22 protein-coding genes and 1 pseudogene are annotated in these 20,943 nt (G+C 60.4%); 17 read left to right on the forward strand and 6 right to left on the reverse strand.

What is annotated here, in order from left to right; translation table 11 throughout:
• From B3849_RS08730 to lpxB, 8 genes and pseudogenes are all read left to right on the forward strand, one after another.
• A pseudogene (locus tag B3849_RS08730) lies at positions 1–144 on the forward strand (RIP metalloprotease RseP); the annotation flags it as partial.
• A gap of 120 nt (positions 145–264) precedes the next feature.
• Positions 265–387, forward strand: coding sequence for a hypothetical protein (locus B3849_RS08735; protein WP_005853414.1), 123 nt, complete (start codon positions 265–267; stop codon positions 385–387).
• A 250-nt stretch (positions 388–637) separates the two neighbouring features.
• Positions 638–2,908, forward strand: a complete 2,271-nt coding sequence (gene bamA / locus B3849_RS08740; protein WP_278376014.1) for an outer membrane protein assembly factor BamA — start codon at positions 638–640, stop codon at positions 2,906–2,908.
• A 7-nt stretch (positions 2,909–2,915) separates the two neighbouring features.
• The gene (locus tag B3849_RS08745) at positions 2,916–3,467 is read left to right on the forward strand and encodes an OmpH family outer membrane protein (protein ID WP_037944231.1); all 552 of its coding nucleotides are present in this window, start codon (positions 2,916–2,918) and stop codon (positions 3,465–3,467) included.
• Positions 3,468–3,535: 68 nt separating this feature from the next.
• On the forward strand, positions 3,536–3,994 hold the full coding sequence (gene fabZ / locus B3849_RS08750; protein WP_005853421.1) for a 3-hydroxyacyl-ACP dehydratase FabZ: 459 nt from the start codon (positions 3,536–3,538) through the stop codon (positions 3,992–3,994).
• On the forward strand, positions 3,994–4,776 hold the full coding sequence (gene lpxA / locus B3849_RS08755) for an acyl-ACP--UDP-N-acetylglucosamine O-acyltransferase (RefSeq protein ID WP_278426278.1): 783 nt from the start codon (positions 3,994–3,996) through the stop codon (positions 4,774–4,776). The genes fabZ and lpxA overlap by 1 nt, the downstream gene beginning before the upstream one ends.
• Positions 4,776–5,567, forward strand: coding sequence for an LpxI family protein (locus tag B3849_RS08760; RefSeq protein ID WP_278426279.1), 792 nt, complete (start codon positions 4,776–4,778; stop codon positions 5,565–5,567). Before lpxA ends, B3849_RS08760 begins: the two co-directional genes overlap by 1 nt.
• On the forward strand, positions 5,564–6,715 hold the full coding sequence (gene lpxB / locus B3849_RS08765) for a lipid-A-disaccharide synthase (RefSeq protein WP_286780025.1): 1,152 nt from the start codon (positions 5,564–5,566) through the stop codon (positions 6,713–6,715). Before B3849_RS08760 ends, lpxB begins: the two co-directional genes overlap by 4 nt.
• A gap of 147 nt (positions 6,716–6,862) precedes the next feature.
• Here the strand turns inward: lpxB and mnmA are convergent, their stop codons facing one another.
• On the reverse strand, positions 6,863–8,005 hold the full coding sequence (mnmA, locus tag B3849_RS08770; protein WP_005853429.1) for a tRNA 2-thiouridine(34) synthase MnmA: 1,143 nt from the start codon (positions 8,003–8,005) through the stop codon (positions 6,863–6,865).
• A 167-nt stretch (positions 8,006–8,172) separates the two neighbouring features.
• Between mnmA and B3849_RS08775 the strand changes: the two genes are divergently transcribed.
• From B3849_RS08775 to B3849_RS08795, 5 genes are all read left to right on the forward strand, one after another.
• On the forward strand, positions 8,173–8,451 hold the full coding sequence (locus B3849_RS08775) for a DUF1153 domain-containing protein (protein WP_278376009.1): 279 nt from the start codon (positions 8,173–8,175) through the stop codon (positions 8,449–8,451).
• 97 nt (positions 8,452–8,548) lie between these two features.
• Positions 8,549–9,268, forward strand: a complete 720-nt coding sequence (ctrA, locus tag B3849_RS08780; protein WP_005853432.1) for a response regulator transcription factor CtrA — start codon at positions 8,549–8,551, stop codon at positions 9,266–9,268.
• A gap of 85 nt (positions 9,269–9,353) precedes the next feature.
• Positions 9,354–11,474 carry an NAD-dependent DNA ligase LigA gene (gene ligA, locus B3849_RS08785; RefSeq protein ID WP_278426280.1) on the forward strand — a complete coding sequence of 707 codons (2,121 nt, stop codon included), beginning with the start codon at positions 9,354–9,356 and terminating at the stop codon, positions 11,472–11,474.
• Positions 11,471–13,561: an ATP-dependent DNA helicase RecG gene (recG, locus tag B3849_RS08790; RefSeq protein WP_286780026.1), complete on the forward strand. Its 2,091-nt coding sequence runs from the start codon at positions 11,471–11,473 to the stop codon at positions 13,559–13,561. The genes ligA and recG overlap by 4 nt, the downstream gene beginning before the upstream one ends.
• Positions 13,562–13,659: 98 nt before the next feature.
• Positions 13,660–13,788, forward strand: coding sequence for a hypothetical protein (locus tag B3849_RS08795; RefSeq protein ID WP_005853439.1), 129 nt, complete (start codon positions 13,660–13,662; stop codon positions 13,786–13,788).
• A 270-nt stretch (positions 13,789–14,058) separates the two neighbouring features.
• Here the strand turns inward: B3849_RS08795 and B3849_RS08800 are convergent, their stop codons facing one another.
• Positions 14,059–14,514, reverse strand: coding sequence for an iron-sulfur cluster assembly scaffold protein (locus tag B3849_RS08800; RefSeq protein ID WP_278426282.1), 456 nt, complete (start codon positions 14,512–14,514; stop codon positions 14,059–14,061).
• A gap of 75 nt (positions 14,515–14,589) precedes the next feature.
• On the opposite strand from B3849_RS08800, the gene hisI reads away from it, so the two are divergent.
• Positions 14,590–14,955 carry a phosphoribosyl-AMP cyclohydrolase gene (hisI, locus tag B3849_RS08805; RefSeq protein ID WP_278426283.1) on the forward strand — a complete coding sequence of 122 codons (366 nt, stop codon included), beginning with the start codon at positions 14,590–14,592 and terminating at the stop codon, positions 14,953–14,955.
• Positions 14,956–14,958: 3 nt separating this feature from the next.
• Here hisI and gluQRS read toward each other — a convergent pair whose 3' ends face one another.
• The 3 genes from gluQRS to B3849_RS08820 all read right to left on the reverse strand — a co-directional run bounded on the left by gluQRS (position 14,959) and on the right by B3849_RS08820 (position 18,221).
• Positions 14,959–15,795, reverse strand: a complete 837-nt coding sequence (gene gluQRS, locus B3849_RS08810; RefSeq protein ID WP_286780027.1) for a tRNA glutamyl-Q(34) synthetase GluQRS — start codon at positions 15,793–15,795, stop codon at positions 14,959–14,961.
• Positions 15,792–17,144 carry a methylenetetrahydrofolate--tRNA-(uracil(54)-C(5))-methyltransferase (FADH(2)-oxidizing) TrmFO gene (gene trmFO, locus B3849_RS08815; RefSeq protein ID WP_064216553.1) on the reverse strand — a complete coding sequence of 451 codons (1,353 nt, stop codon included), beginning with the start codon at positions 17,142–17,144 and terminating at the stop codon, positions 15,792–15,794. The genes gluQRS and trmFO overlap by 4 nt, the downstream gene beginning before the upstream one ends.
• A 297-nt stretch (positions 17,145–17,441) precedes the next feature.
• Positions 17,442–18,221 (reverse strand): enoyl-CoA hydratase, encoded by a 780-nt coding sequence (locus tag B3849_RS08820; RefSeq protein WP_414718038.1) that lies wholly within the window; start codon positions 18,219–18,221, stop codon positions 17,442–17,444.
• Positions 18,222–18,284: 63 nt separating this feature from the next.
• Here B3849_RS08820 and B3849_RS08825 point away from each other — a divergent pair, with 63 nt between their 5' ends.
• Positions 18,285–18,704, forward strand: coding sequence for a PaaI family thioesterase (locus tag B3849_RS08825; RefSeq protein ID WP_005853451.1), 420 nt, complete (start codon positions 18,285–18,287; stop codon positions 18,702–18,704).
• An 87-nt stretch (positions 18,705–18,791) separates the two neighbouring features.
• Here B3849_RS08825 and B3849_RS08830 read toward each other — a convergent pair whose 3' ends face one another.
• A complete protein-coding gene (locus B3849_RS08830; protein ID WP_005853453.1) occupies positions 18,792–19,022 on the reverse strand; it encodes a DUF1127 domain-containing protein in 231 nt (76 codons plus the stop codon).
• A 98-nt stretch (positions 19,023–19,120) separates the two neighbouring features.
• Here B3849_RS08830 and B3849_RS08835 point away from each other — a divergent pair, with 98 nt between their 5' ends.
• Both B3849_RS08835 and rplM read left to right on the forward strand, forming a co-directional pair.
• On the forward strand, positions 19,121–20,551 hold the full coding sequence (locus B3849_RS08835) for a PLP-dependent aminotransferase family protein (RefSeq protein WP_278426286.1): 1,431 nt from the start codon (positions 19,121–19,123) through the stop codon (positions 20,549–20,551).
• A 162-nt stretch (positions 20,552–20,713) separates the two neighbouring features.
• On the forward strand, positions 20,714–20,943 hold a 230-nt coding region (rplM, locus tag B3849_RS08840), incomplete at its 3' end, for a 50S ribosomal protein L13 (RefSeq protein WP_286780029.1).

Raw genomic sequence — 20,943 nt, forward strand, 5'->3', positions numbered from 1 at the left:
GGGCATCTGGTGTTCTACGCCTATGAAGCCGTGACCGGCAAACCACCCAGCGATGGCGCGTTGCGCATCCTGATGACCATTGGTCTGACCTTGGTACTGGGGTTAATGGTCTTTGCCTTGGGTAACGATTTATTCTGCCCTTAGGCGATATTTTGCCGCCTAAAAGGGGGTAAAAAGTTACAAAAGTCTTATTGCTGCCTCAATTGGTCAAACGAGCGCCGCAATCGCCTGCGATATTCGATCCAAGTTACAAAGGATACGAGTATGCAGACGTTCAAGACAAGTTATCGCGGTTTGAGCCTTTTGGTTGATCTGAACTGGGACCGCGCTTTGTACTTCGGCTTCCTGATCATCGCGCTGACCGCCGGCGCGTGGATCGGCGCGTAACGCCGTTCTCTCTCCCTATCCAGGTGCCCTCCCGCACTCTATCGTGATCCAACTGGCCGCCATACACTCTATATAGGTGTATGGCGGTCTCTTCGTTTTGACAAAGGCCGCTAACCTGTCTAGTCAGGACGAAAGAGTTTTTTGACAGCGGGTAGGGCAAATGATGCACAACGACAGGTGGAATAAGCCCACCGAAACAGCGGTTTTCACTCCTTTTGCGAAATCCTTGCGCAGCGCTTCTTTTTGCGTAATGTTATCAGTCGCTTGGCTGGTGCCAGCGCCACATGCTGACGCGCAAAGCTATCAGTTCAATACAGTTCAGATCGACGGCAACGAACGGATCGGCGACAGCGCCATCCTAAGCCGCGCAGGAATCGCGCGTGGTCGGGCGATCAGCGCGGGCGAATTGAACGATGCTTACCAGAATCTTCAGGCGTCCGGCCTGTTTGAAAGCGTCGCGCTTGAACCGCGCGGCGGGACATTGGTGATCACGGTCGTAGAATTCCCCACGATCAACCGCATCAGCTTTGAAGGCAACGCGCGCATCGACGACGAAGCGCTGGCTTCGGTCGTTGATTCAGACGAACGCCGCGTCTTTAACCCGACCCAAGCCGAAAAAGACGCCAATGCCATCGCGCAGGCCTATAGCAACGACGGCCGTATCGCCGCCCGCGTCCAGCCCAAGGTCATCCGCCGCGACCAGAACCGCGTTGATCTGGTGTTTGAAGTCTTCGAAGGCGACAACGTCGAGATTGAACGCCTGAGCTTTGTCGGCAACCGCCAATATTCGGACCGTCGTCTGCGCCGCGTGCTGGGGACCAAGCAAGCGGGGCTGTTCCGCCGTTTGATCAAACGCGACACTTTTGTGCCCGAACGCATCGAGGCCGACCAGCAGATGCTGCGCGATTTCTACCTGTCGCGCGGGTATGTCGACATGCGCATCTCGGCGGCGAACGCTCAGCTCACCGAAGAACGCGACGGCTATTTTGTGCAGTTCAACGTGCAAGAGGGGCAACAGTTCAAGTTCGGCGAACTGACCGTGACCTCGACCATCAACGGGGTGAACGCCGAAGATTATCGTGGCGTAATCAAGACCAAATCCGGTGCCGTCTATTCGCCGTCGCTGGTCGAGACGGATATCGCCCGGATGGAACGCAAAGCCATCCGTGACGGCGTTGATTTTCTGCGGGTCGAACCGGTTGTCACGCGCAATGATCGCGACCTGACGCTGAACGTCGAATATCGCATCTCTCGTGGTCCACGTGTGTTTGTCGAACGGATCGACATCGAAGGTAACACCACCACGCTTGACCGCGTTGTGCGCCGCCAGTTTGACAGCGTAGAGGGTGACCCGTTCAACCCGCGCGAAATCCGTGAAAGCGCCGAGCGCATCCGCGCCCTTGGTTATTTTGAAAGCGCCGAAGTCAACGCCCGCGAGGGGTCTTCCCCCGAGCAGGTCGTCGTTGACGTGAATGTTGTGGAACAACCGACAGGCTCGCTCAACTTCGGTGGGTCGTTCTCGTCCAGTGACGGGATCGGCGTCGCGGTCAGCTTCGCCGAGGATAACTTCTTGGGGCGCGGCCAGAAGCTCAAGCTGACGGTCAGCACGGCTGAAGATGCACAGCGCTATGGCTTCAACTTTATCGAGCCGAGCCTCTTGGGGCGTGATGTGGCGTTCGGCCTGAACCTCGATTATGCCGAAACAAGCTCGTCCTATAATTCCTTCGATACCAAACGTATCGTCTTCCAGCCGTCCCTGTCGTTCCCTGTCAGCGATAACGGGCGGGTGAGCCTCAACTATACCTATGACGACCTCGAGATGTCAGAGCGTGCCGATACCACAACCGGTTTCGTCGTCGCAAATGACATTGCCGCGGGCCGTCAGGTGACCTCTTCGATCGGGTATAACTACAGCTACGACACCCGTCGCGCCGGCCTTGACCCCACATCGGGTGTGCTGCTGCAATTCGGGCAGGATTTCGCAGGTCTAGGGGGCGACACCAAGTTCGTGAAAACCACCGCCAAAGCCATCGGCGAAAAGCGTATCTTCAACGAGGAAGTCACCCTGCGCGCTACCTTGCAAGGTGGGGCATTGGCATGGAGCGAGGGCAACAACCGCGTTTCCGACCGCTTCTTGATCGGCTCATCGATCATGCGCGGCTTTGAAACCGGCGGCATCGGCCCGCGCGATCAAAGCAACAGCTCTGACGACTCCCTTGGGGGTAACCTCTTTGTGGTTGGTAGTCTTGAGGCGGAATTCCCGCTGGGCCTGCCCGAAGAATACGGCATCAGCGGCGGCGTCTTCTATGATGTCGGCAACGTCTGGAACCTCGACGATGTAGTGATCCCCGCGGGCTCGTCTATCGTTGGTGAATCCGGTTCGTTCCGCCACGTGATCGGTGTCTCGCTCTTCTGGGATACGCCTGTTGGTCCCTTGCAGTTCAACGTCTCTAAAGCCTTGAAAAAAGAGGACTATGACCAAGAACAGAAGTTCGAAGTGACCCTGCGGACCGATTTCTGAGGCCGTTATGAAATTGCGGGCACTCTTGATTTGCCTTCTGCCGGTACTGCCCCTTGCGGCGGTGCCGGTTTTTGCACAACAGCAGTCTGAACGGCGCGTGGTGCAAAGCCCGATCCTGACCATAGACTCAGATCGTGTGTTCAATGAAAGCGCCTTTGGTCTGCGGGTGGCGGATGACGTGGAAACCCAAAGCGCTGAAATATCTGCCGAAAACCGCCTGATCGAAGCGGATTTGAAGGCCGAGGAGCGCAAGCTCACCGATCAGCGCAGCAAGCTCAGCCCCGATGCCTTCAGCGGGCTGGCGGATGCCTTTGACGAAAAGGTGCAGAAGACCCGCGCGGCGCAAGCGGCAAAGGGGCGGGCGCTGAACGAATTGGTCGAGAAAGAACGCCAAGTGTTTCTGGCCGCTGCGGGTCCTGTGTTGGAACAGATGATGCGTGAAGCCGGGGCGGCCGTGATCCTTGAACGTCGGTCGGTCTTCGTCAGCGCCAATGCCATCGACATCACCGACGAAGCCATCGAGCGGCTTGACGCGTCGGTCGGCAGCGGCAAGAACTGATCCCCCCGCTTGCCCATGGCGGCCAGAATTGGTAGCCAGCTTACAGCTTTTAACAGACAGGACATGCAATGACTGACACCCTGCCAAGTGCCGATATCCAGATGATCCAGCGGATCATTCCGCACCGCTATCCCTTTTTGCTGGTCGATAAAGTGGTCGATATCCAGGGCACGCAAAGCGCTGTCGGGATCAAGAATGTCACGATGAACGAACCGCATTTTCAGGGGCATTTCCCCGGCATGCCGATTATGCCCGGCGTCACCATCGTAGAGGCGATGGCGCAGACCGCTGCGGTGATGGTTGGTGTCACGCTGGAAATGGCGGATAAGGACATGAAGGTCTATTTCATGGCCATCGACAAATGCAAATTCCGCCGCAAGGTCGTTCCCGGTGACGTCGTCCGGATGGAGCTGAACACCCTGCGCGGCAAACCCGGCGGTAAAGTCTGGAAATTCGGCGGCGTCGCGTCGGTCGAGGGCGAAATGGCGGCCGAGGTTGAATTCACTGCGATGATGGACCTGTCCTGATGGGCAACATCCACCCAAACGCCGTGATCGAGGAAGGGGCGCAGATCGCGGCCTCTGCCAAGGTCGGCCCGTTCTGCGTCATCGGCCCTCGGGTCGTGCTGCATGACAACGTTGAGGTGAAGTCCCACGCGATCGTCACCGGCGACACCGAAGTCGGCGAAGGCACGGTGATCTTTTCCTTCGCGGTGATCGGTGAAATCCCCCAAGACCTTAAGTTCAAAGGGGAATCCAGCCGTCTGGAGATTGGCAAACGCAACCGTATCCGCGAACATGTCACCATGAACGGCGGCACCGAAGGCGGTGGCGGCGTGACCAGGATCGGCGATGACGGGCTGTTTATGGCGGGCTGTCACATCGCCCATGATGCGATCCTTGGTGATCGGGTGATTGTGGTGAACAACGCCGCCGTCGCGGGCCACTGCATCATTGAAGACGATGTTCTGATCGGCGGGCTGGCCGGTATCCACCAGTTCGTGCGTATCGGTCGCGGGGCCATCATCGGCGCTGTGACGATGGTAACAAATGACGTGATCCCCTACGGTCTGGTGCAAGCGCCGCGTGGGGTCTTGGACGGGCTTAACCTTGTCGGGCTGAAGCGTCGCGGTGTCACCCGCGCCGACATCACGGCCCTTCGCGCGGCTTTCCAGATGCTGGCGCAGGGCGAGGGGACATTCCACGACCGCGCCCGCCGTTTGGGCGAGGAAACCGGCAGCGATTACGTCCGCGAGATCGTCGATTTCGTATTGGCCGACACGGGCCGTCACTTTCTGACACCGGGTTGATGCTGGCGCTGATCGCAGGGGGCGGCGGACTGCCTCGACGGGTCGCCGGCGCGCTGGCCGATGCGCCTTTGATCTGCGCCTACGAGGGGACGACACCCGTCGGGCTGGTGCCGGATCTGGTGTTCCGCCTTGAGACGCTTGGCACTTTGCTGGCCGAGTTGACCGCGCGCGGCGTGACGCTGGTGTGTTTCTGCGGTGCCGTGGCTCGACCGTCTTTCGATCCGTCCAAACTGGATGCGGCAACGCTGCCCTTGGTGCCGGTCTTCCAGAAAGCCCTTGCCGCGGGGGACGACGGTGCCCTGCGCGCCTTGGTCGATATTTTCCAGACAGCGGGGCTGACCGTCGTTGCCGCGCATGACCTCGCGCCCGACTTGATGGCGCGCGAAGGCGTGCTTAGCCAGCGTCAGCCGGATGCGCAGATGCGCGATGACGCCGCGCGCGGTGCTGCCTTGGTGCGCTGCCTTGCGCCTATGGATGTGGGGCAATGCTGCGTCGTCGGGCAGGGGCAGGTCATGGGGATCGAGGCGATTGGCGGCACGGACCACTTGCTGGCAACCCTGCCTGATCGTGCGCGCGCGGCCAGCGCGGTGCTGTTTAAAGGTCCGAAGCCGGGCCAAAGCCATCTTGTCGATATGCCCACCATCGGGCCCGACACCCTGCGCCGCGCCCATGCGGCAGGGCTGGCGGGTGTCGTGATCGAGGCGGGGTCTGTCATTCTGCTGGAGCCAGACGCCTGCGTCGCCTTGGCGGATGAATTTGACCTCGTGCTATGGGCAAGGGCCGCGACATGAAGGTGTTCATCATCGCGGGCGAACCTTCGGGCGACCGTTTGGGGGGCGCGCTGATGGCAGGGCTGAAATCCCTGCGCTCCGACATCACCTTTGACGGGATCGGCGGGACGGATATGGCCGCCGAAGGGCTGACCAGCCGTTTTGATATGTCCGAACTGTCTGTCATGGGCATCGCCGAGATCCTGCCGAAATATAAATCCCTGATGGCGCGGATCAACGAGACGGCGCAGGCCGTCATTGACGCCAAGCCCGATGTGATGATCACCATCGACAGCCCCGATTTCTCGCTTCGCGTGGCCAAGCGGGTCAAGGCGGCGTCGGATATTCGCACGGTGCATTATGTCGCGCCCACAGTCTGGGCCTGGCGTCCCGGGCGCGCGAAAAAGATGGCGCGGTATATCGATCACGTGCTTGCACTTTTCCCCTTCGAGCCGCCCCTGATGGAGGCCGAGGGCATGGCCTGCGATTTCGTCGGCCATCCCGTAGTCGGAGAGAAGATCGCCACACACCGCGAAGCCGCTGCCTTTCGTCAAGCGCATGAGATCGGCGATGCCCCCCTGATGCTCGTCCTGCCCGGATCGCGGCGGTCAGAGGTGGCGCGTCTGTCGGATGTGTTCGGCGATGCGGTGGCCCGTTTTGCCCGGACACATCCTGATCTGTGCGTGGTCATTCCCGCCGCTGGTCCTGTGGCAGACGCGGTGATTGCGCAGACCCAGGGCTGGACGGTGCGCCCCATCGTGCTGGACCCGCGTGCGGGCAGCAGGGAGGAAGGTGCCGCGATGAAACGGGCGGCGTTTGCCGCGGCGGACGTGGCACTTGCGGCCTCTGGCACCGTGTCGCTGGAACTGGCCGCCGCATCGCTGCCGATGGTGATCGCCTACCGGATGAACTGGCTCAGCTTCCGTCTGATCAAAGCGATGGCGCTGATTGATACGGTGACTTTGGTGAACCTTGTGTCCGACACCCGCGTCGTGCCGGAGTTTCTGGGGCCCGATTGCACCGCCGATAAGATCGCTGGCGGTTTGGCGCATGTCTTTGCGCATCCCGAGGATCAAAAGGACGCGATGGCGCTGACGATGGAGCGGCTCGGCAAGGGGGGCGAGAGCCCGGGCCTGCGCGCGGCGCGGGCGGTATTGGCAAAGCTATAGGTCTAGAGACTGGCCTTAGAGTAAAATGAGGGGCGCTGCCTGTCAAACTCACGAGCCTATATGAGGGGCTCTGCCCCTCAAACTCACGACCCCATATGAGGGGCGCTGCCCCTCAAACTCCCCGGGATTTTAAACCATTTGGAAGGGTTAGCCTTTGTGGATCCAGCCACCGCCGAAGATGCGGGTGCTTTCGGGGTCGTAGAAGACGCAGGCTTGGCCCGGCGAGATCCCTTCCTCGGGGGTGAGCAACTCTACCGTGGCTTCAGTATCCGAGATCGGACGCAGGATCGCGTCTGTCGGAGGGCGGGTAGAGCGTACGCGCACAGCAATGGGCCATTCGCTTTGCGACATGAGCGGGGTGTCACCAAGCCAGTTAATCTCTTTCACGGGCACGGTACGGGTGGCCAGCATCGATTTCGGCCCCACGACGACCTGCGCGTTATCCGCATCAAGTTTCACCACATAAAGCGGGTCGGCCAAGCCGCCGATGCCAAGGCCACGGCGCTGCCCGATGGTGTAGTTGATCACCCCGTCATGCTGCGCCAGCACATTGCCGTCGGTGTCGACGATATTGCCGGGGTTGGCGGCTTCGGGGCGCAGTTTGCGGATCACCGAGGCGTAGTCGCCATTCGGAACAAAGCAGATATCCTGACTGTCGGGCTTGTCCGCCACGCTCAGCCCGTATTTCGCCGCCAGCGCCCGGGTGTCGTTTTTTGACGGCAGGTGGCCAAGGGGGAAACGCAGATAGTCCAGTTGCTCGGGCGTGGTCGAGAACAGAAAGTAGCTTTGATCACGATTGGCATCGGCGGCGCAATGCAGTTCGGCCCCGTCGGGACCCATCTTGCGCTGGATATAGTGACCGGTCGCCATGCAATCGGCATCCAGATCCTTGGCCGTTTCCAGCAGATCCTTGAACTTCACCCGTTCGTTACAGCGGATGCAGGGAACGGGCGTGGCCCCGCCCAGATAGCTATCGGCGAATTCGTCAATCACGGCGTCCTTGAACACGTTTTCATAATCCAAAACGTAATGCGGGAACCCCATGGATTCCGCGACGCGGCGCGCATCATGGATATCGATGCCCGCACAGCAAGCCCCTTTGCGCGCCAGTGCCGCACCGTGGTCATATAGCTGCAGGGTGACGCCGACGACGTCATAGCCTTCCTCGGCCAGCATGGCGGCGACCACGGAACTGTCGACACCGCCCGACATCGCCACAACGACGCGGGTGTCGGCAGGTGCTTTGGCAAAGCCCAACGAATTGAGCGGCGGGGTGCGATCAAGCGGCATGAGAATACTCCGGGAGGTTTGAGGCTTAATATAGGAAAATTAGCGGTACTCTCAAGGGGCGACTTCACGGGTCGTTAACATGCGGCGACCTAGCCTGCACCGGATCAAGAACGGGCCGTGAACAGTGGGCGCGCGTCTTATGTGTAAGGGGTGAAAAGGGGAAAAAAGTGTATTTGAAAAAGGTCGAACGACCCAGGGCGGTGACCTTGCCCGACGGGTCCAGCTTTAGCCTTGCGGATCTGCCGGATCGCAATACTCGCCGGTGGGTCGCATCGCGCAAGGCTGCGGTGGTGCGCGGCGTATTATACGGGCTGATCTCTGAGGCGGATGCGGAAGAACGCTATGGCGTGGGGCGGGCCGAATTTGTCGAATGGGTGCGCGCTGTCTCTGAACATGGGGAAGCGGCTTTGCGGGCCACAGCGCTACAAAAGTATAGACAACTTTAAGTTGCTCGCCTAACAAGTTGAGCACTATTAACGAGTGGTTAAACTATTTTGTTCACGGTGCCTTTTATACCAAATCCATTTGAGCGGAGTGAGACACATGCGAATACTGTTGGTCGAAGATGACCCAACCACCTCCAAAAGCATCGAACTGATGCTGACCCATGCCAATCTGAACACCTATACCACCGATCTGGGGGAAGAGGGCATCGATCTGGCAAAGCTCTATGACTACGATCTGATCCTGCTGGATCTGGATCTGCCGGATATGAACGGGCATGACGTCTTGCGCCAATTACGGCTGAGCAAGATCCAGACGCCAATCCTGATCCTCTCCGGCTCTGACGACACGGAAAACAAGATCAAGGGGTTCGGCTTTGGTGCTGATGATTATCTGACCAAACCTTTCCACCGCGAAGAACTGGTGGCGCGCATCCATGCGATCATCCGGCGGTCCAAGGGCCATTCGCAATCGGTGATCAACGTCGGGCGTGTGTCGGTCAATCTGGACGCCAAATCGGTGACCGTGGGGGATAAGCCCGTGCATCTGACCGGCAAGGAATACCAGATGTTCGAACTGCTGAGCCTGCGCAAAGGGTCGACCCTGACGAAAGAGATGTTTCTGAACCATCTTTACGGCGGCATGGATGAACCCGAGCTCAAGATTATCGATGTTTTCATCTGCAAATTGCGTAAAAAGCTTAGCAATGCCACGGGCGGCGAGAATTACATCGAGACGGTCTGGGGCAGGGGATATGTGCTGCGCGACCCGGCCACCATGGGCTACCCCGAACAGGAAAGATTGGCCGTCGGCGGCTAGCCACAAAGGCAAGGGAAATATTCTAGACGCGGGGGAGTTCCCTGCGTATCTAGACCCCAGTTGAAACAGCAGGCTGGGGCTTACCGTGACTGATAAAACCGCACTTCAGGAGCTTTCCGAGGAGGAAGCCAAAGCCGAATTGGCGCGGTTGGCTGACCTGTTGGGGCGGGCGAATGCGGCCTATCACACGCAGGACGCGCCCGACCTGTCAGACGCGGAATATGATCGCCTGAAACGTCGCAATCAGGCGATCGAGGAACGGTTTCCCGGCCTCAAACGCGCTGACAGCCCCAGCGACAAGGTCGGTGCCGCCCCGGCGGAAGGGTTCGGCAAGGTCCGGCATGACGTGGCGATGCTGTCCTTGGGCAATGCCTTCGAGGATGAGGATGTTGTCGATTTCGATGCGCGCATCCGCAAATATCTGGGGCTGCCAAGCGGCACGCCGCTGGCCTTCACCGCAGAGCCCAAGATTGACGGGCTGTCGCTGTCGCTGCGCTATGAAAACGGGGAGCTGGTACAGGCCGCGACCCGTGGGGATGGTGCCGTCGGGGAAAACGTCACCGCCAATGCGCGCACGATCGATACCATTCCGACGCGGATCCAGGGCGCACCGGCGCTGCTTGAGGTGCGCGGCGAAGTCTATATGCGCCACGACGACTTTGATGCGCTGAATGCCCGCCAGACGGCCAAGGGGGGCAAGACCTTTGCCAATCCGCGCAACGCCGCCGCCGGATCCTTGCGCCAGTTGGATGCCGAGATTACCCGCGCACGGCCGCTGGCGTTTTTCGCCTATGCCTGGGGGGCCATGTCCGCGCCGCTGGCCGAGACGCAGTTTCAAGCGATAGAGCGGCTTAAGGCATTCGGGTTTGCCACCAACCCGCTGACGACGCTCTGCGACGGCCCGCAAGAGATGATCGCGCATTACCGCAAGATCGAAGAGCAACGCGCGACGCTTGGCTATGACATCGACGGCGTCGTCTACAAGGTAAACGATCTGGCGTTGCAAGACCGGCTTGGCTTTCGCTCAACCACCCCCCGTTGGGCAATTGCCCATAAATTCCCTGCAGAACTGGCCTGGACCCGGCTGGAGGATATCACCATTCAGGTCGGCCGCACTGGCGCGCTGTCGCCGGTGGCGCGGTTGCATCCGGTGACCGTGGGGGGCGTCGTTGTCTCGAATGCGACGCTCCATAACGAGGATTATATCAAAGGGCTCGACAGCAAGGGGGCCCGTATCCGCGAGGGCAAGGATATCCGCGTCGGCGACTGGGTGCAGGTCTACCGTGCGGGGGACGTGATCCCCAAGATCGCGGATGTGGACCTTGGCAAGCGACCCGAGGACGCCGAAGCCTATATCTATCCAACGACATGCCCGGAATGTGGCAGCGACGCCATCCGCGAGGAAGGTGATGCGGTGCGTCGCTGTACGGGGGGTTTGATCTGTCCTGCGCAAGCGGTTGAAAAGCTGAAGCATTTCGTATCACGCGCGGCTTTTGATATTGACGGTCTGGGCGCGAAACAGGTCGAACAATTCTATGCCGATGGCTGGATCGCGGAACCGGCGGATATCTTCACGCTCAAGGCACGCTATGGCAGCGGCATGCAGCAGCTCAAGAACCGCGAAGGCTGGGGCGAGAAATCTGCCGATAAACTGTTTCAGGCCATTGAGGACAAACGCAAAATTCCCCTGTCGCGGCTGATCTTTGCGCTTGGCATCCGCCATGTGGGCGAAGCGGCGTCGAACCTGATCGCGCAGCATTACGGCAGCTGGACCGCGTTCGAGGCTGCGATGGGCCATGCAAAATCCGGGGATGGCCCCGCCTGGGACGATCTGATCGGTGTGGACGGCGTCGGTCAGGTCATGGCGCAAAGCTTGGTAAGCACCTTTGCCCAAGAGGCCGAGCGTGCCTCGATCGACCGGCTGGTGGCGGAACTGTCGGTGCAGGATGTGGCGCGCCCCGATACCGAAGGGTCCCCCGTGGCAGGAAAAACCGTAGTCTTCACCGGCACGCTTGAAAAAATGACCCGCGCCGAGGCGAAGGCGCGCGCCGAACGTTTGGGGGCCAAGGTCTCTGGCTCGGTCAGTGCGAAAACCGATATTCTGGTCGCGGGGCCGGGGGCTGGCTCCAAGGCCAAGAAAGCGGCGGATCTGGGCATTCAGACATTGGACGAGGACGGCTGGCTTGCGCTGATCGACGGCGCATGACGGGCCGGCCCGAGGCGCTTTTCCCCCTCTTTGCCAAACTCGAAACGCTGGAAGGGGTCGGGCCGAAGACCGCGCAGAACTTTGCCCAGCTTGGGGTGATTGCCCCGCGGGACCTGTTGTTTACGCTGCCGTATTCCGGCATCGACCGACGGCTGCAGCCCAGTGTCAAGGATGCGATCCTGCCCGCCACTGTCACCGTGGCGGTCACCGTTGGCGCGCATCGGGCCCCTGCAAACAAGGGCGGGGCCTACCGTATTCATGTCGAAGACAGCGCCACCGCCTTTCAACTGGTCTTCTTTCACGCGCGCGGGGATTACTGGAAACGGCAGATGCCCGAAGGGTCACGGCGCGTGGTGTCGGGGCGGGTAGAGCTTTTTGACGGCATCCCCCAGATGGTGCATCCGGATTTCGTCGTGCCCGAAGCCGAGGCGGGCGATATTCCGACGTTTGAACCGGTCTATCCGCTGACCAGCGGGATCACGCAAAAACTGATGTATAAGGCCACGCGGGCCGCATTGTCGCGGGTGCCAGAGGTCGGCGAATGGATTGACCCCAATCAGAAGAACCAAGAGAACTGGCCTGATTTTCCCGATGCGCTGCAACAGGCGCATGCCCCGAACGACATGGCTGAGCTTTCTGCCGCGGCGCCAGCGCGGGCGCGGCTGGCCTATGATGAATTGCTCGCCCATCAACTGACGCTTGCCCTTGCGCGCGCCAAGGACCGGCGGAAGGCGGGGCGCAAGACGGTTGGGGATGGCCACCTGCAGCAGCGCGTGCTTGGCGCATTGCCCTACGCGCCCACCGGTGCACAGACCCGCGCCATCGCCGAGATTGCAAAGGACATGGCCAGCGGGGCGCGGATGAACCGCTTGCTGCAGGGGGATGTGGGCGCGGGCAAAACGCTGGTCGCCTTCATGGCATTGTTGCGGGCGGTTGAGGCAGGCGGGCAGGGCGTGCTGATGGCCCCGACAGAAATCCTTGCGCGTCAACATCTTGAAGGCTTGCGCCCCCTGGCCGAACAAGCGGGTGTGGTGCTTGAGCTCTTGACCGGACGCGATAAAGGGCCCGAACGGCGCGCCAAGCTGAGCGCGCTGGAAAGCGGCGCGATCCAGATCCTTGTGGGCACCCATGCGGTGTTTCAGGCCGATGTCGCCTTTGGCGATCTGCGCCTCGCGGTGGTGGATGAACAGCACCGCTTTGGGGTGCGCCAGCGGCTTGAGCTTGGCAAAAAAGGGCAGGCCGTCGATGTTTTGGTCATGACCGCGACGCCGATCCCGCGGTCGCTGGCCCTTGCGCAATATGGCGATATGGACGTGTCTGTGCTGGATGAAAAGCCGCCCGGGCGCAAACCCATCCGCACCGCCCTGATTGCCACCGACCGGATGGAGGAGGTCGTGACCCGTTTGCGCGCTGCCATCAGCGAAGGGCGGCAATGCTATTGGGTGTGCCCGTTGGTCGAAGAAAGCGAGGTCAGCGATCTGATCGCCGCAGAAGCGCGGTTCAAACACCTGCGTGCGGCATTGGGCGAAGGCTTGGTCGGGCTGGTCCATGGGCAGATGCCGCCCGCCGATAAAGACGCGGCCATGCGTGCCTTTCAGCAAGGGCAGACCAAGCTGCTGGTCGCTACCACGGTGATCGAGGTGGGCGTCGACGTGCCGAACGCCAGCATCATCGTGATCGAGCGCGCCGAAAGCTTCGGGCTGGCACAGCTGCACCAGCTGCGCGGGCGCGTGGGACGGGGGCAGGCGGCCTCTACCTGCTTGCTGATGTATCAAGCCCCGCTCAGCGAGAGCGGCCGCCAACGGCTGGAGGTTTTGCGCGAAAGCGAGGATGGTTTTGTGATCGCCGAGACGGACCTCAAGATGCGCGGGACCGGTGATCTGATTGGTACGGCGCAATCTGGCGTACCGCGGTTTCGGGTGGCGGATCTGGAGAAACAGGCGGCTTTGATGCAGGTCGCCCAATCGGATGCGCGCGCCTTGCTGGCTGTGGACCCTGATCTGACCACCCCGCGCGGCAAAGCCGCCCGGCTGCTGTTATGGCTGATGCGCCAGGACGAGGCGATCCGTTTGATATCAGTGGGTTAGGAGCTTAATCCCATTTTGTTCTCTTTTGTTCTCATAAAGTTCTTTACACAGGGGTTTGAAAATGAGAACAAATAGGCAACGGAAACGGGAGAACGCAAATGACCACGATCCTTACAGTCAAAGCCATTGCCAAACGGTCGAAAGACACGCTGTTGCAAGATGCCGCAGGGGCGGCTGCCTTGGTTGTCATCCTCGTGGTCGGTCTGCACCTTCCCGCCTTCGTTTGACTTCTGCCTGCGTAAACCGTGTTGTTTTGATCTAGCCCGCGCATCTGTCCCAAACTCTATGCGTTGGCGAAGTCCGCAATACCTTCGTCCCTGTGCCCGAGTTGTCCCCTCTGTCACGGATCAAAACGAGCCTTCACGGTCACCGCACCCTTACGCCGCCATCCTGCCCGGATGTGCGGCGTTTTTTTGTGTAGGCGTTCGGTGGGGGGCGTTCACCGCTGGAGGCATCGCTGCCGCGGCGCTATTTGCACAAATCGCAGCGGAACGGGCCTAGCCGTTTTGCGCAACCTCTTGGGTCTGTTCCATCGCTTCGGCCAGCGCCTCTATCGTCAGCAGGATGGACGCATGACGGTTTTTATAGGCCACGGCGGGGGTCAGCACCTCGAACCCGTCAAAGGGGGCGTCGGGCACGGGGCCTTGGCCTTTCAACATCGCTTTCAACTGATCCCGCGCCGTCTGGATCTGATCCAACGTCGCACCAACTGCCGCCGTACCGGCCACAGCGGCAGAGGCCTGACCCAAGGCGCAGGCCTTCACATCCTGACCCATCTGCGCCAGCTTGCCATCTTCGACCACGACATCGACCGTGACGGTGGACCCACATAGGGGCGAGCGCCGCGTGACGCTGGCATCGGGATTCTCCAAGCGCCCCAGATGTGGGATGTCAGCCGCAAGCCCCAAAATCCGCGCCGAGTATAGCTTGATCAGGTCTGTCTCGTCACTCATGGCTGTTCCTCTGTGTCGTTAACCCTTACATAAGCCTTCACGCGGATGATGCAAAAACAAACTGAAGGCTCGGCGATGGACTTTGACACCAGCACATTGAAATTCAACGAAGCAGGGCTGATCCCCGCGATTGCACAGGATGCGACCACGGGCGAGGTGTTAATGATGGCGTGGATGAACGCGCAGGCCGTCACCCAAACGCTGGAAACCGGCCGCGTCACCTATTGGAGCCGCTCTCGCCAGTCATTCTGGATCAAGGGCGACACCAGCGGCCACGTGCAAGAGCTGGTCGAACTGCGCATCGACTGTGACCGCGATTGCCTGCTGGTGAAGGTGCACCAGACGGGGGCGGCCTGTCACACAGGACGGCGAAGCTGCTTTTACACGCTGGTCGAGGATGGTGCCGAACGCATCACGCTTGACGTAATGCATGATGAATAGGCGCTAAAGCCCTATCATCGCACGAATATCTTGTGGTGACGCGCCTTCGCTCCGGTACAAGGAGATTGCGCGCGCGTCGTCGCGTTTTGCCAGCCGCTTGCCATTTTCATCACGGATCAGATCGTGGTGGAAATAGCGCGGGGGTTTGTGGCCCAGCAGATCCAGCAGCAACACCTGCACCTGAGTGAAGTCAAACAGGTCCACGCCGCGCACTACATGGGTGATCCCCTCGCGGATATCGTCGATGGCAGAGGCAAGGAAGTAGGCGGCGGTCTGGATGTCTTTGCGCCCCACCACGATATCACCGATCTCTGTCAAAAGCGCTGCGTGATCAAGGGGATGCGGGCCAGCGTGTAGCGGCCCGTCCTCTATGAACCCCAGCCCGTCTGACGCCTGCGCAAGCGCGCGGTCCATATGCAGGCGGATCGCGTCATTCGGTCCGCGGTCGTCCATACTGCGCGTTTTGCAGGTCTGCGGATAGACGCTATGCGGTGCCCCTTCCTGCGGCGCGGCGAGTGCGGCGGCAATATCTTTGCGGCTACAGCGGCAGGGATAGGTCAATCCATGTGAAGAAAGCGCCTCAACACTTTGATTATACACATCAAGGTTGTCGGATTGCATCAGAGGTGGTGCATCCCATGTGATGCCCAGCCACGCCAGATCGTCCAACGCTTGGCGCATATATTCGGGCTTTGATCGTTCCAGATCCGTGTCCTCGAACCGCAGCAAAAAGCTGCCGCCTTGGGCGCGCGCCATATCGTGGGCCACCAGCGCCGAATAGGCATGCCCCAGATGCAGAGGCCCGGTGGGCGACGGCGCGAACCGGGTGCGAAAGCTCATGCTGCGGGCGTGGTGCCGTCCAACCAGCCCTGCCAGTCTGTCTTGGCGCGGTCGGTGTAGGCTTTATAGCGATCCTTGCGACCGCGACGGCCAGATTTCAGCCCCTCGACCGGTGGGAACAGGCCAAAGTTGACGTTCATCGGCTGGAAGGTTTTCGCATCCGCGCCGCCGGTGATATGGGTGATCAAGGCACCGGTCGCAGTGGTTGGCGGCGGCGGGGTGGCCGCTTCGCCCTTGATCTCGGCCACGGCCAGACGCCCGGCAAGCAGACCCATCGCAGCGCTTTCCACATAGCCTTCGACACCGGTGATCTGCCCTGCAAACCGTACGTTCGGCTGGCTGCGCAGGCGCATCTGATCGTCCAACAGCGTGGGCGAGTTCAGGAAGGTATTGCGGTGGATACCGCCGAGCCGCGCGAAGGAGGCATTTTCAAGCCCCGGAATCATCCGCAGCACCTCTGTCTGGGCCCCGTATTTCATCTTGGTCTGGAAGCCGACGATATTATACAACGTGCCCAGCTTGTTATCGCGGCGCAGTTGCACCACGGCATAGGGTTTATTGTCGGGATCATGGGGGTTGGTCAGGCCGACGGGCTTCATCGGGCCAAAGCGCAGCGTTTCGCGTCCGCGTTCGGCCATCACCTCGATCGGGAGGCAGCCGTCGAAGTAACCCGCCGTCTCGCCTTCCTTGAATTCGGTCTTATCCGCGGCCAGCAGCGCGTCGATGAACGCCTCGTATTGGTCCTTGGTCATCGGGCAGTTGAGGTAGGCTGTACGCTCTTCCTCGGTCTCGCCCTTGTCATAGCGCGATTGCATCCACGCTTTGCTCATATCGATGCTGTCGTGATAGATGATCGGCGCGATCGCGTCGAAAAAGGCCAGTGCCTCGGCACCGGTTTCGGCGGCGATAGACTGCGCCAGATCGCCCGAGGTCAGCGGGCCGGTCGCGATGATCCAGTGACCCTCGCGCGGCAGATCGGTGATCTCGCCATATTCGACAGAGATATTCGGGTGCGCCATCAGCGCGTCTGTCACCGATTGCGCGAAGGGATCACGGTCCACCGCCAAGGCACCGCCGGCGGGCAGGCGGTGTTTCTCAGCTGTTGCCATGATCAGCCCGTTGGCGGCACGCATCTCCCAATGCAGCAGCCCCACGGCGTTCTGTTCGTTATCATCCGAGCGGAAGGAGTTGGAGCAGACCATTTCCCCCAGCAGGCCCGTCTGATGCGCGAAGGTGCCGACCTTGGGCCGCATTTCATGGAGCACAACCTGAATGCCCGCGTTCGCCGCCTGCCAGGCGGCCTCTGATCCGGCCATGCCGCCGCCGATGATATGGAGTGTATGTGTCATGCCAGCGATGTAGGGCAGGGGCTGGCGCGGTGCAATAGCCAGCGGTGCCTGTCGCGAAACGCGTGACCGCCGCCCTTTGGGCCATCAAACATATCGACTGAATAAGAAGGGTTTTTTTGGGGTCGCCGCTGCGGGAACGGTCGGTCAGTGAGAGGCTGACCTGGAGGGACCTTCCGCCGGCGGCGACCCAAAATCATCAAGGCATCTGCCTTGTCTTATTTGTGCCACAAAAGCGCCCGAATTGAAAGCACGAATTCGTGATCTGTGCGGCACCATCGGAAACAGTCTGTTTCTGGCTTACCGATCCCACTCAGGAGGGCGTTTTTCCAGGAAGGCTGCGATGCCCTCGGCTGTGTCGGGGTTGAGCATGTTTTCCACCATCACGTCGCCCGTGTAGACATAAGCTTGCGCGACCGGCATGGCGAGCTGCGCATAGAAGGCCTGTTTGCCGATCTTGACCGCTGTGCCCAGCTTGTCCGCGATCTGCTGGGCCAGCGCTGTCGTCTGCGTCGCAAGCTCGTCTGGTGGGGCGATACGGTTGATCAACCCCAGCTCGCGGGCGCGGGTTGCATCGATAAACTCGCCCGTGGTCAGCATCTCGAACGCCTGTTTGCGCGGGATATTTCGGCTGAGCGCGACCATCGGGGTCGAGCAGAACAGGCCGATATTCACCCCGTTCACGCCAAAGCGCGTATCCTCGGCCGCGACCGCAAGATCGCAGGTCGCGACCAGCTGACATCCCGCGGCCGTGGCGATGCCGTGGACTTGCGCGATCACGGGCTGGGGCAGGGACTGGATGCGCGCCATCAGACGGGCGCAGCGTTCGAACAGGTCTTGGAAGCCGGCGACACCCCCATCCTTGGCGTCGCGCAACGCGGTCATCTGCTTCAGATCATGCCCGGCGCAGAACGCTTTACCCGCCCCTGCAAGGATGGCGACCCGTATATCGGGACGATGCGCGATCTCGTCCAGACGCGCCTGCAACGCGGCCAGCATCTCGTCCGACAGCGCGTTCAACCGGTCCGGCGCGTTCATCGTCAACCGGACTACCGCACCGTCACATGCCATTTCGACCATTGTCATCTTGAACCCCTCCCGCTTTTCCCTGAGCCTAGCCGCGACATATGAGGGAGGACAAGTATGCCAATTATGATGGATGCCGATGCGCTCGCGGTTTTTATGAAAGACGTGTTCAAGCAGGTCGCCGATGATTTCGCCATCGACCATGTCGGAGAGACGGATCTGACCACACGTTTGCTCACCGCGGACCGGCACCTGCGCCCCGGCGGCACCGTGTCCGGCCCGTCGATCTTCGCGCTGGCCGATGTCAGCGCCTATCTGATGACCTTGGCGCGAATCGGGCCCAAAGCGCTGGCGGTGACCACAAACTGTTCGATCGATTTCATGCGCAAGCCTGCGGCCAACACCGATCTGATCGCCAAGACGCGGTTGCTCAAGCTCGGCAAGCTGCTGTCGATTTGTGATGTGCTGGTCTATTCCGAAGGGCTGGACGACCCTGTCGCGCGGGCATCGCTGACCTATGCCATTCCGCCACGCTGATTGTACCCCACACTGACGGGTACAATCGAAAAAAGGGCCGGTATTTACCGGCCCGAGTGAAGAGGTCTGGACTGCGCCACAGGGACGTTACGCCTTCCAGAACACCCGAATAGACTCATCATGAGCCTGTCGCGGTGTGAGTCCCACGTCTGCCAACTGCCAAGGCTCAAGCTGTGCGAGCGCTTTGCGTGTCCGGCGACGCGATGCCATCTTCGTGACGCAGACCGCAAATTTGACCGCAAGAACAGCGGCAAACGGTGTGCTGCGCTGGTTCAGGATTGCCACAGTTTCGTGGTTGAGGGTCAGGGTCTGTGTCATGAGAATCTCCTATTTCTGAATTGTATTGACACAATGTTACGTTTTGCCGTAACAAAGGGGTACAAAATGCGATACATTTTGAAAAGGAAAACATTGTAATGGGTACAATTTGGCAACCTGATCAAATTGACGGGCCTGGCCCCAAATACAAAGCCGTTGTTACAATGATACGAAACGCTATCTCGAACGGCGCTTTATCGGCGGGGGAAAAACTGCCACCGGTGCGGGAACTGGCATGGAAGCTTGGCGTCACGCCGGGGACCGTGGCACGGGCCTATACGATGCTGACCGAAAGCGGGACGTTGCAGGCCGAGGTCGGGCGCGGCACCTTTGTTGCGCTGCCGCCCACGACCCCCGATCGCAACAGCCCGATCGAGATGGATGTGATCGCCCACCACGTGCATCAAGGAACCAAGAACTACCCCGCGGACACCTATGCCGTGAACATGTTCTCGCCACACCTCCCATCGGCGGGGCAGGCGACGCTGATCCGCAATCTGATGGCCGAGGTCGCTCAGGATCCGGCGTCAGGCGTGATGCATTATCCGAGCCGCACCGGGGCGCGCCCCGCCCGCGAAGCTGTGGTCAAATGGCTGGCCGGCACGCCGCTGGGATCCTTTACCGAAGCCGATGTGATCCTGTCTCACGGCGGGCAAAACGGTCTGTCGCTCGTGTTCCAATCCATCCTGCAAGGCCGACGCCCCGCCATCGCGATTGAAGAGCTGTCGTACCCCGGTTTCCGCCGCGCGGGCGAGCTGCTGCGCGCCGATGTCATTCCGGTGGCGATGGATAAAGACGGCGTGATCCCCGAAGCGCTGGACGAGGTGGCGCGGAACCATGATCTTCAGATTTTCTGCACCTCGCCCGAAGTGCATAACCCGACCGCCGGTTTCACACCTGTGGCGCGCCGCGAGGCGCTGGTCGAGGTGGCGCGCAAACATGATTTTCAAATTGTCGAGGACGATTGTTATCGCATGCGCGTAGAGCGTGCGCCGACCTACCGGATGCTTGCCCCCGAACGCGGCTGGTATGTCTCGTCGCTGGCCAAGACCCTGACCCCTGCGCTGCGCATCGGCTTCGCCATCGGCCCGCGCCAGCGCACACCCGATCTGCGTCGCGTGGCCGAGTACAATTGCTTCGGCCTTGCGACCCCGTTGATCGACCTATGTGCCAAGCTGCTGGTGCATCCAGATATCGACGCCATCGCCGAAGGCACGCGTCAGGGCTTTAACGCCTATGTCCAAAGCGCGGTGAATATACTGGGCGGCTATGATGTGGCGTGGCGCACCAACGTGCCGTTTTTATGGCTGAGCCTGCCGGTTGGCTGGCGGGCGGGCGCGTTCTGTCAGGCTGCTGAAGGGCAGGGCGTTCAAATCCGCTCGGCCGAGGAATTCGTCTGCCGCGATGCCCGCGCGCCCCATGCGGTCCGGCTTGCGATCAACGCAGGCGTGGCGCTGCACAGTTTTGAGGATGCGATCATGCGGCTGCGACATCTGCTGGACTCTCCGCCCGAGCAGTTGAGTGTGTGATTTTTGTGGGGTATAATAATACCTAATTTGCAAGGTGTTGTTTTTGTGGAAGAAAATAGGGAATGTGGCGCTTGACGTGGCGAAGGGCGTGTTTATAACCCAGCCATCAGATAGCGGGGTTCGGTTTCGGACCCTTTCACCAAAGTAACGGGAATTCCCTCCATGAAAACCTTTTCTGCAACACCGGCAGATATCGACAAGAAATGGATCATCGTCGACGCTGAAGGCGTCGTCCTTGGCCGTCTTGCGTCGATCATTGCCATGCGTCTGCGCGGCAAGCACAAGCCTTCCTACACACCTCACATGGATTGCGGCGACAACGTCATCGTGATCAATGCCGAGAAAATCCAGATGACCGGCAAGAAGCGTGAAGAAAACTTCTACTGGCACAC

Source organism: Sulfitobacter sp. UBA4523 (genome assembly GCF_002388305.1).
Taxonomy (GTDB): Bacteria; Pseudomonadota; Alphaproteobacteria; order Rhodobacterales; family Rhodobacteraceae; genus Sulfitobacter; species Sulfitobacter pontiacus.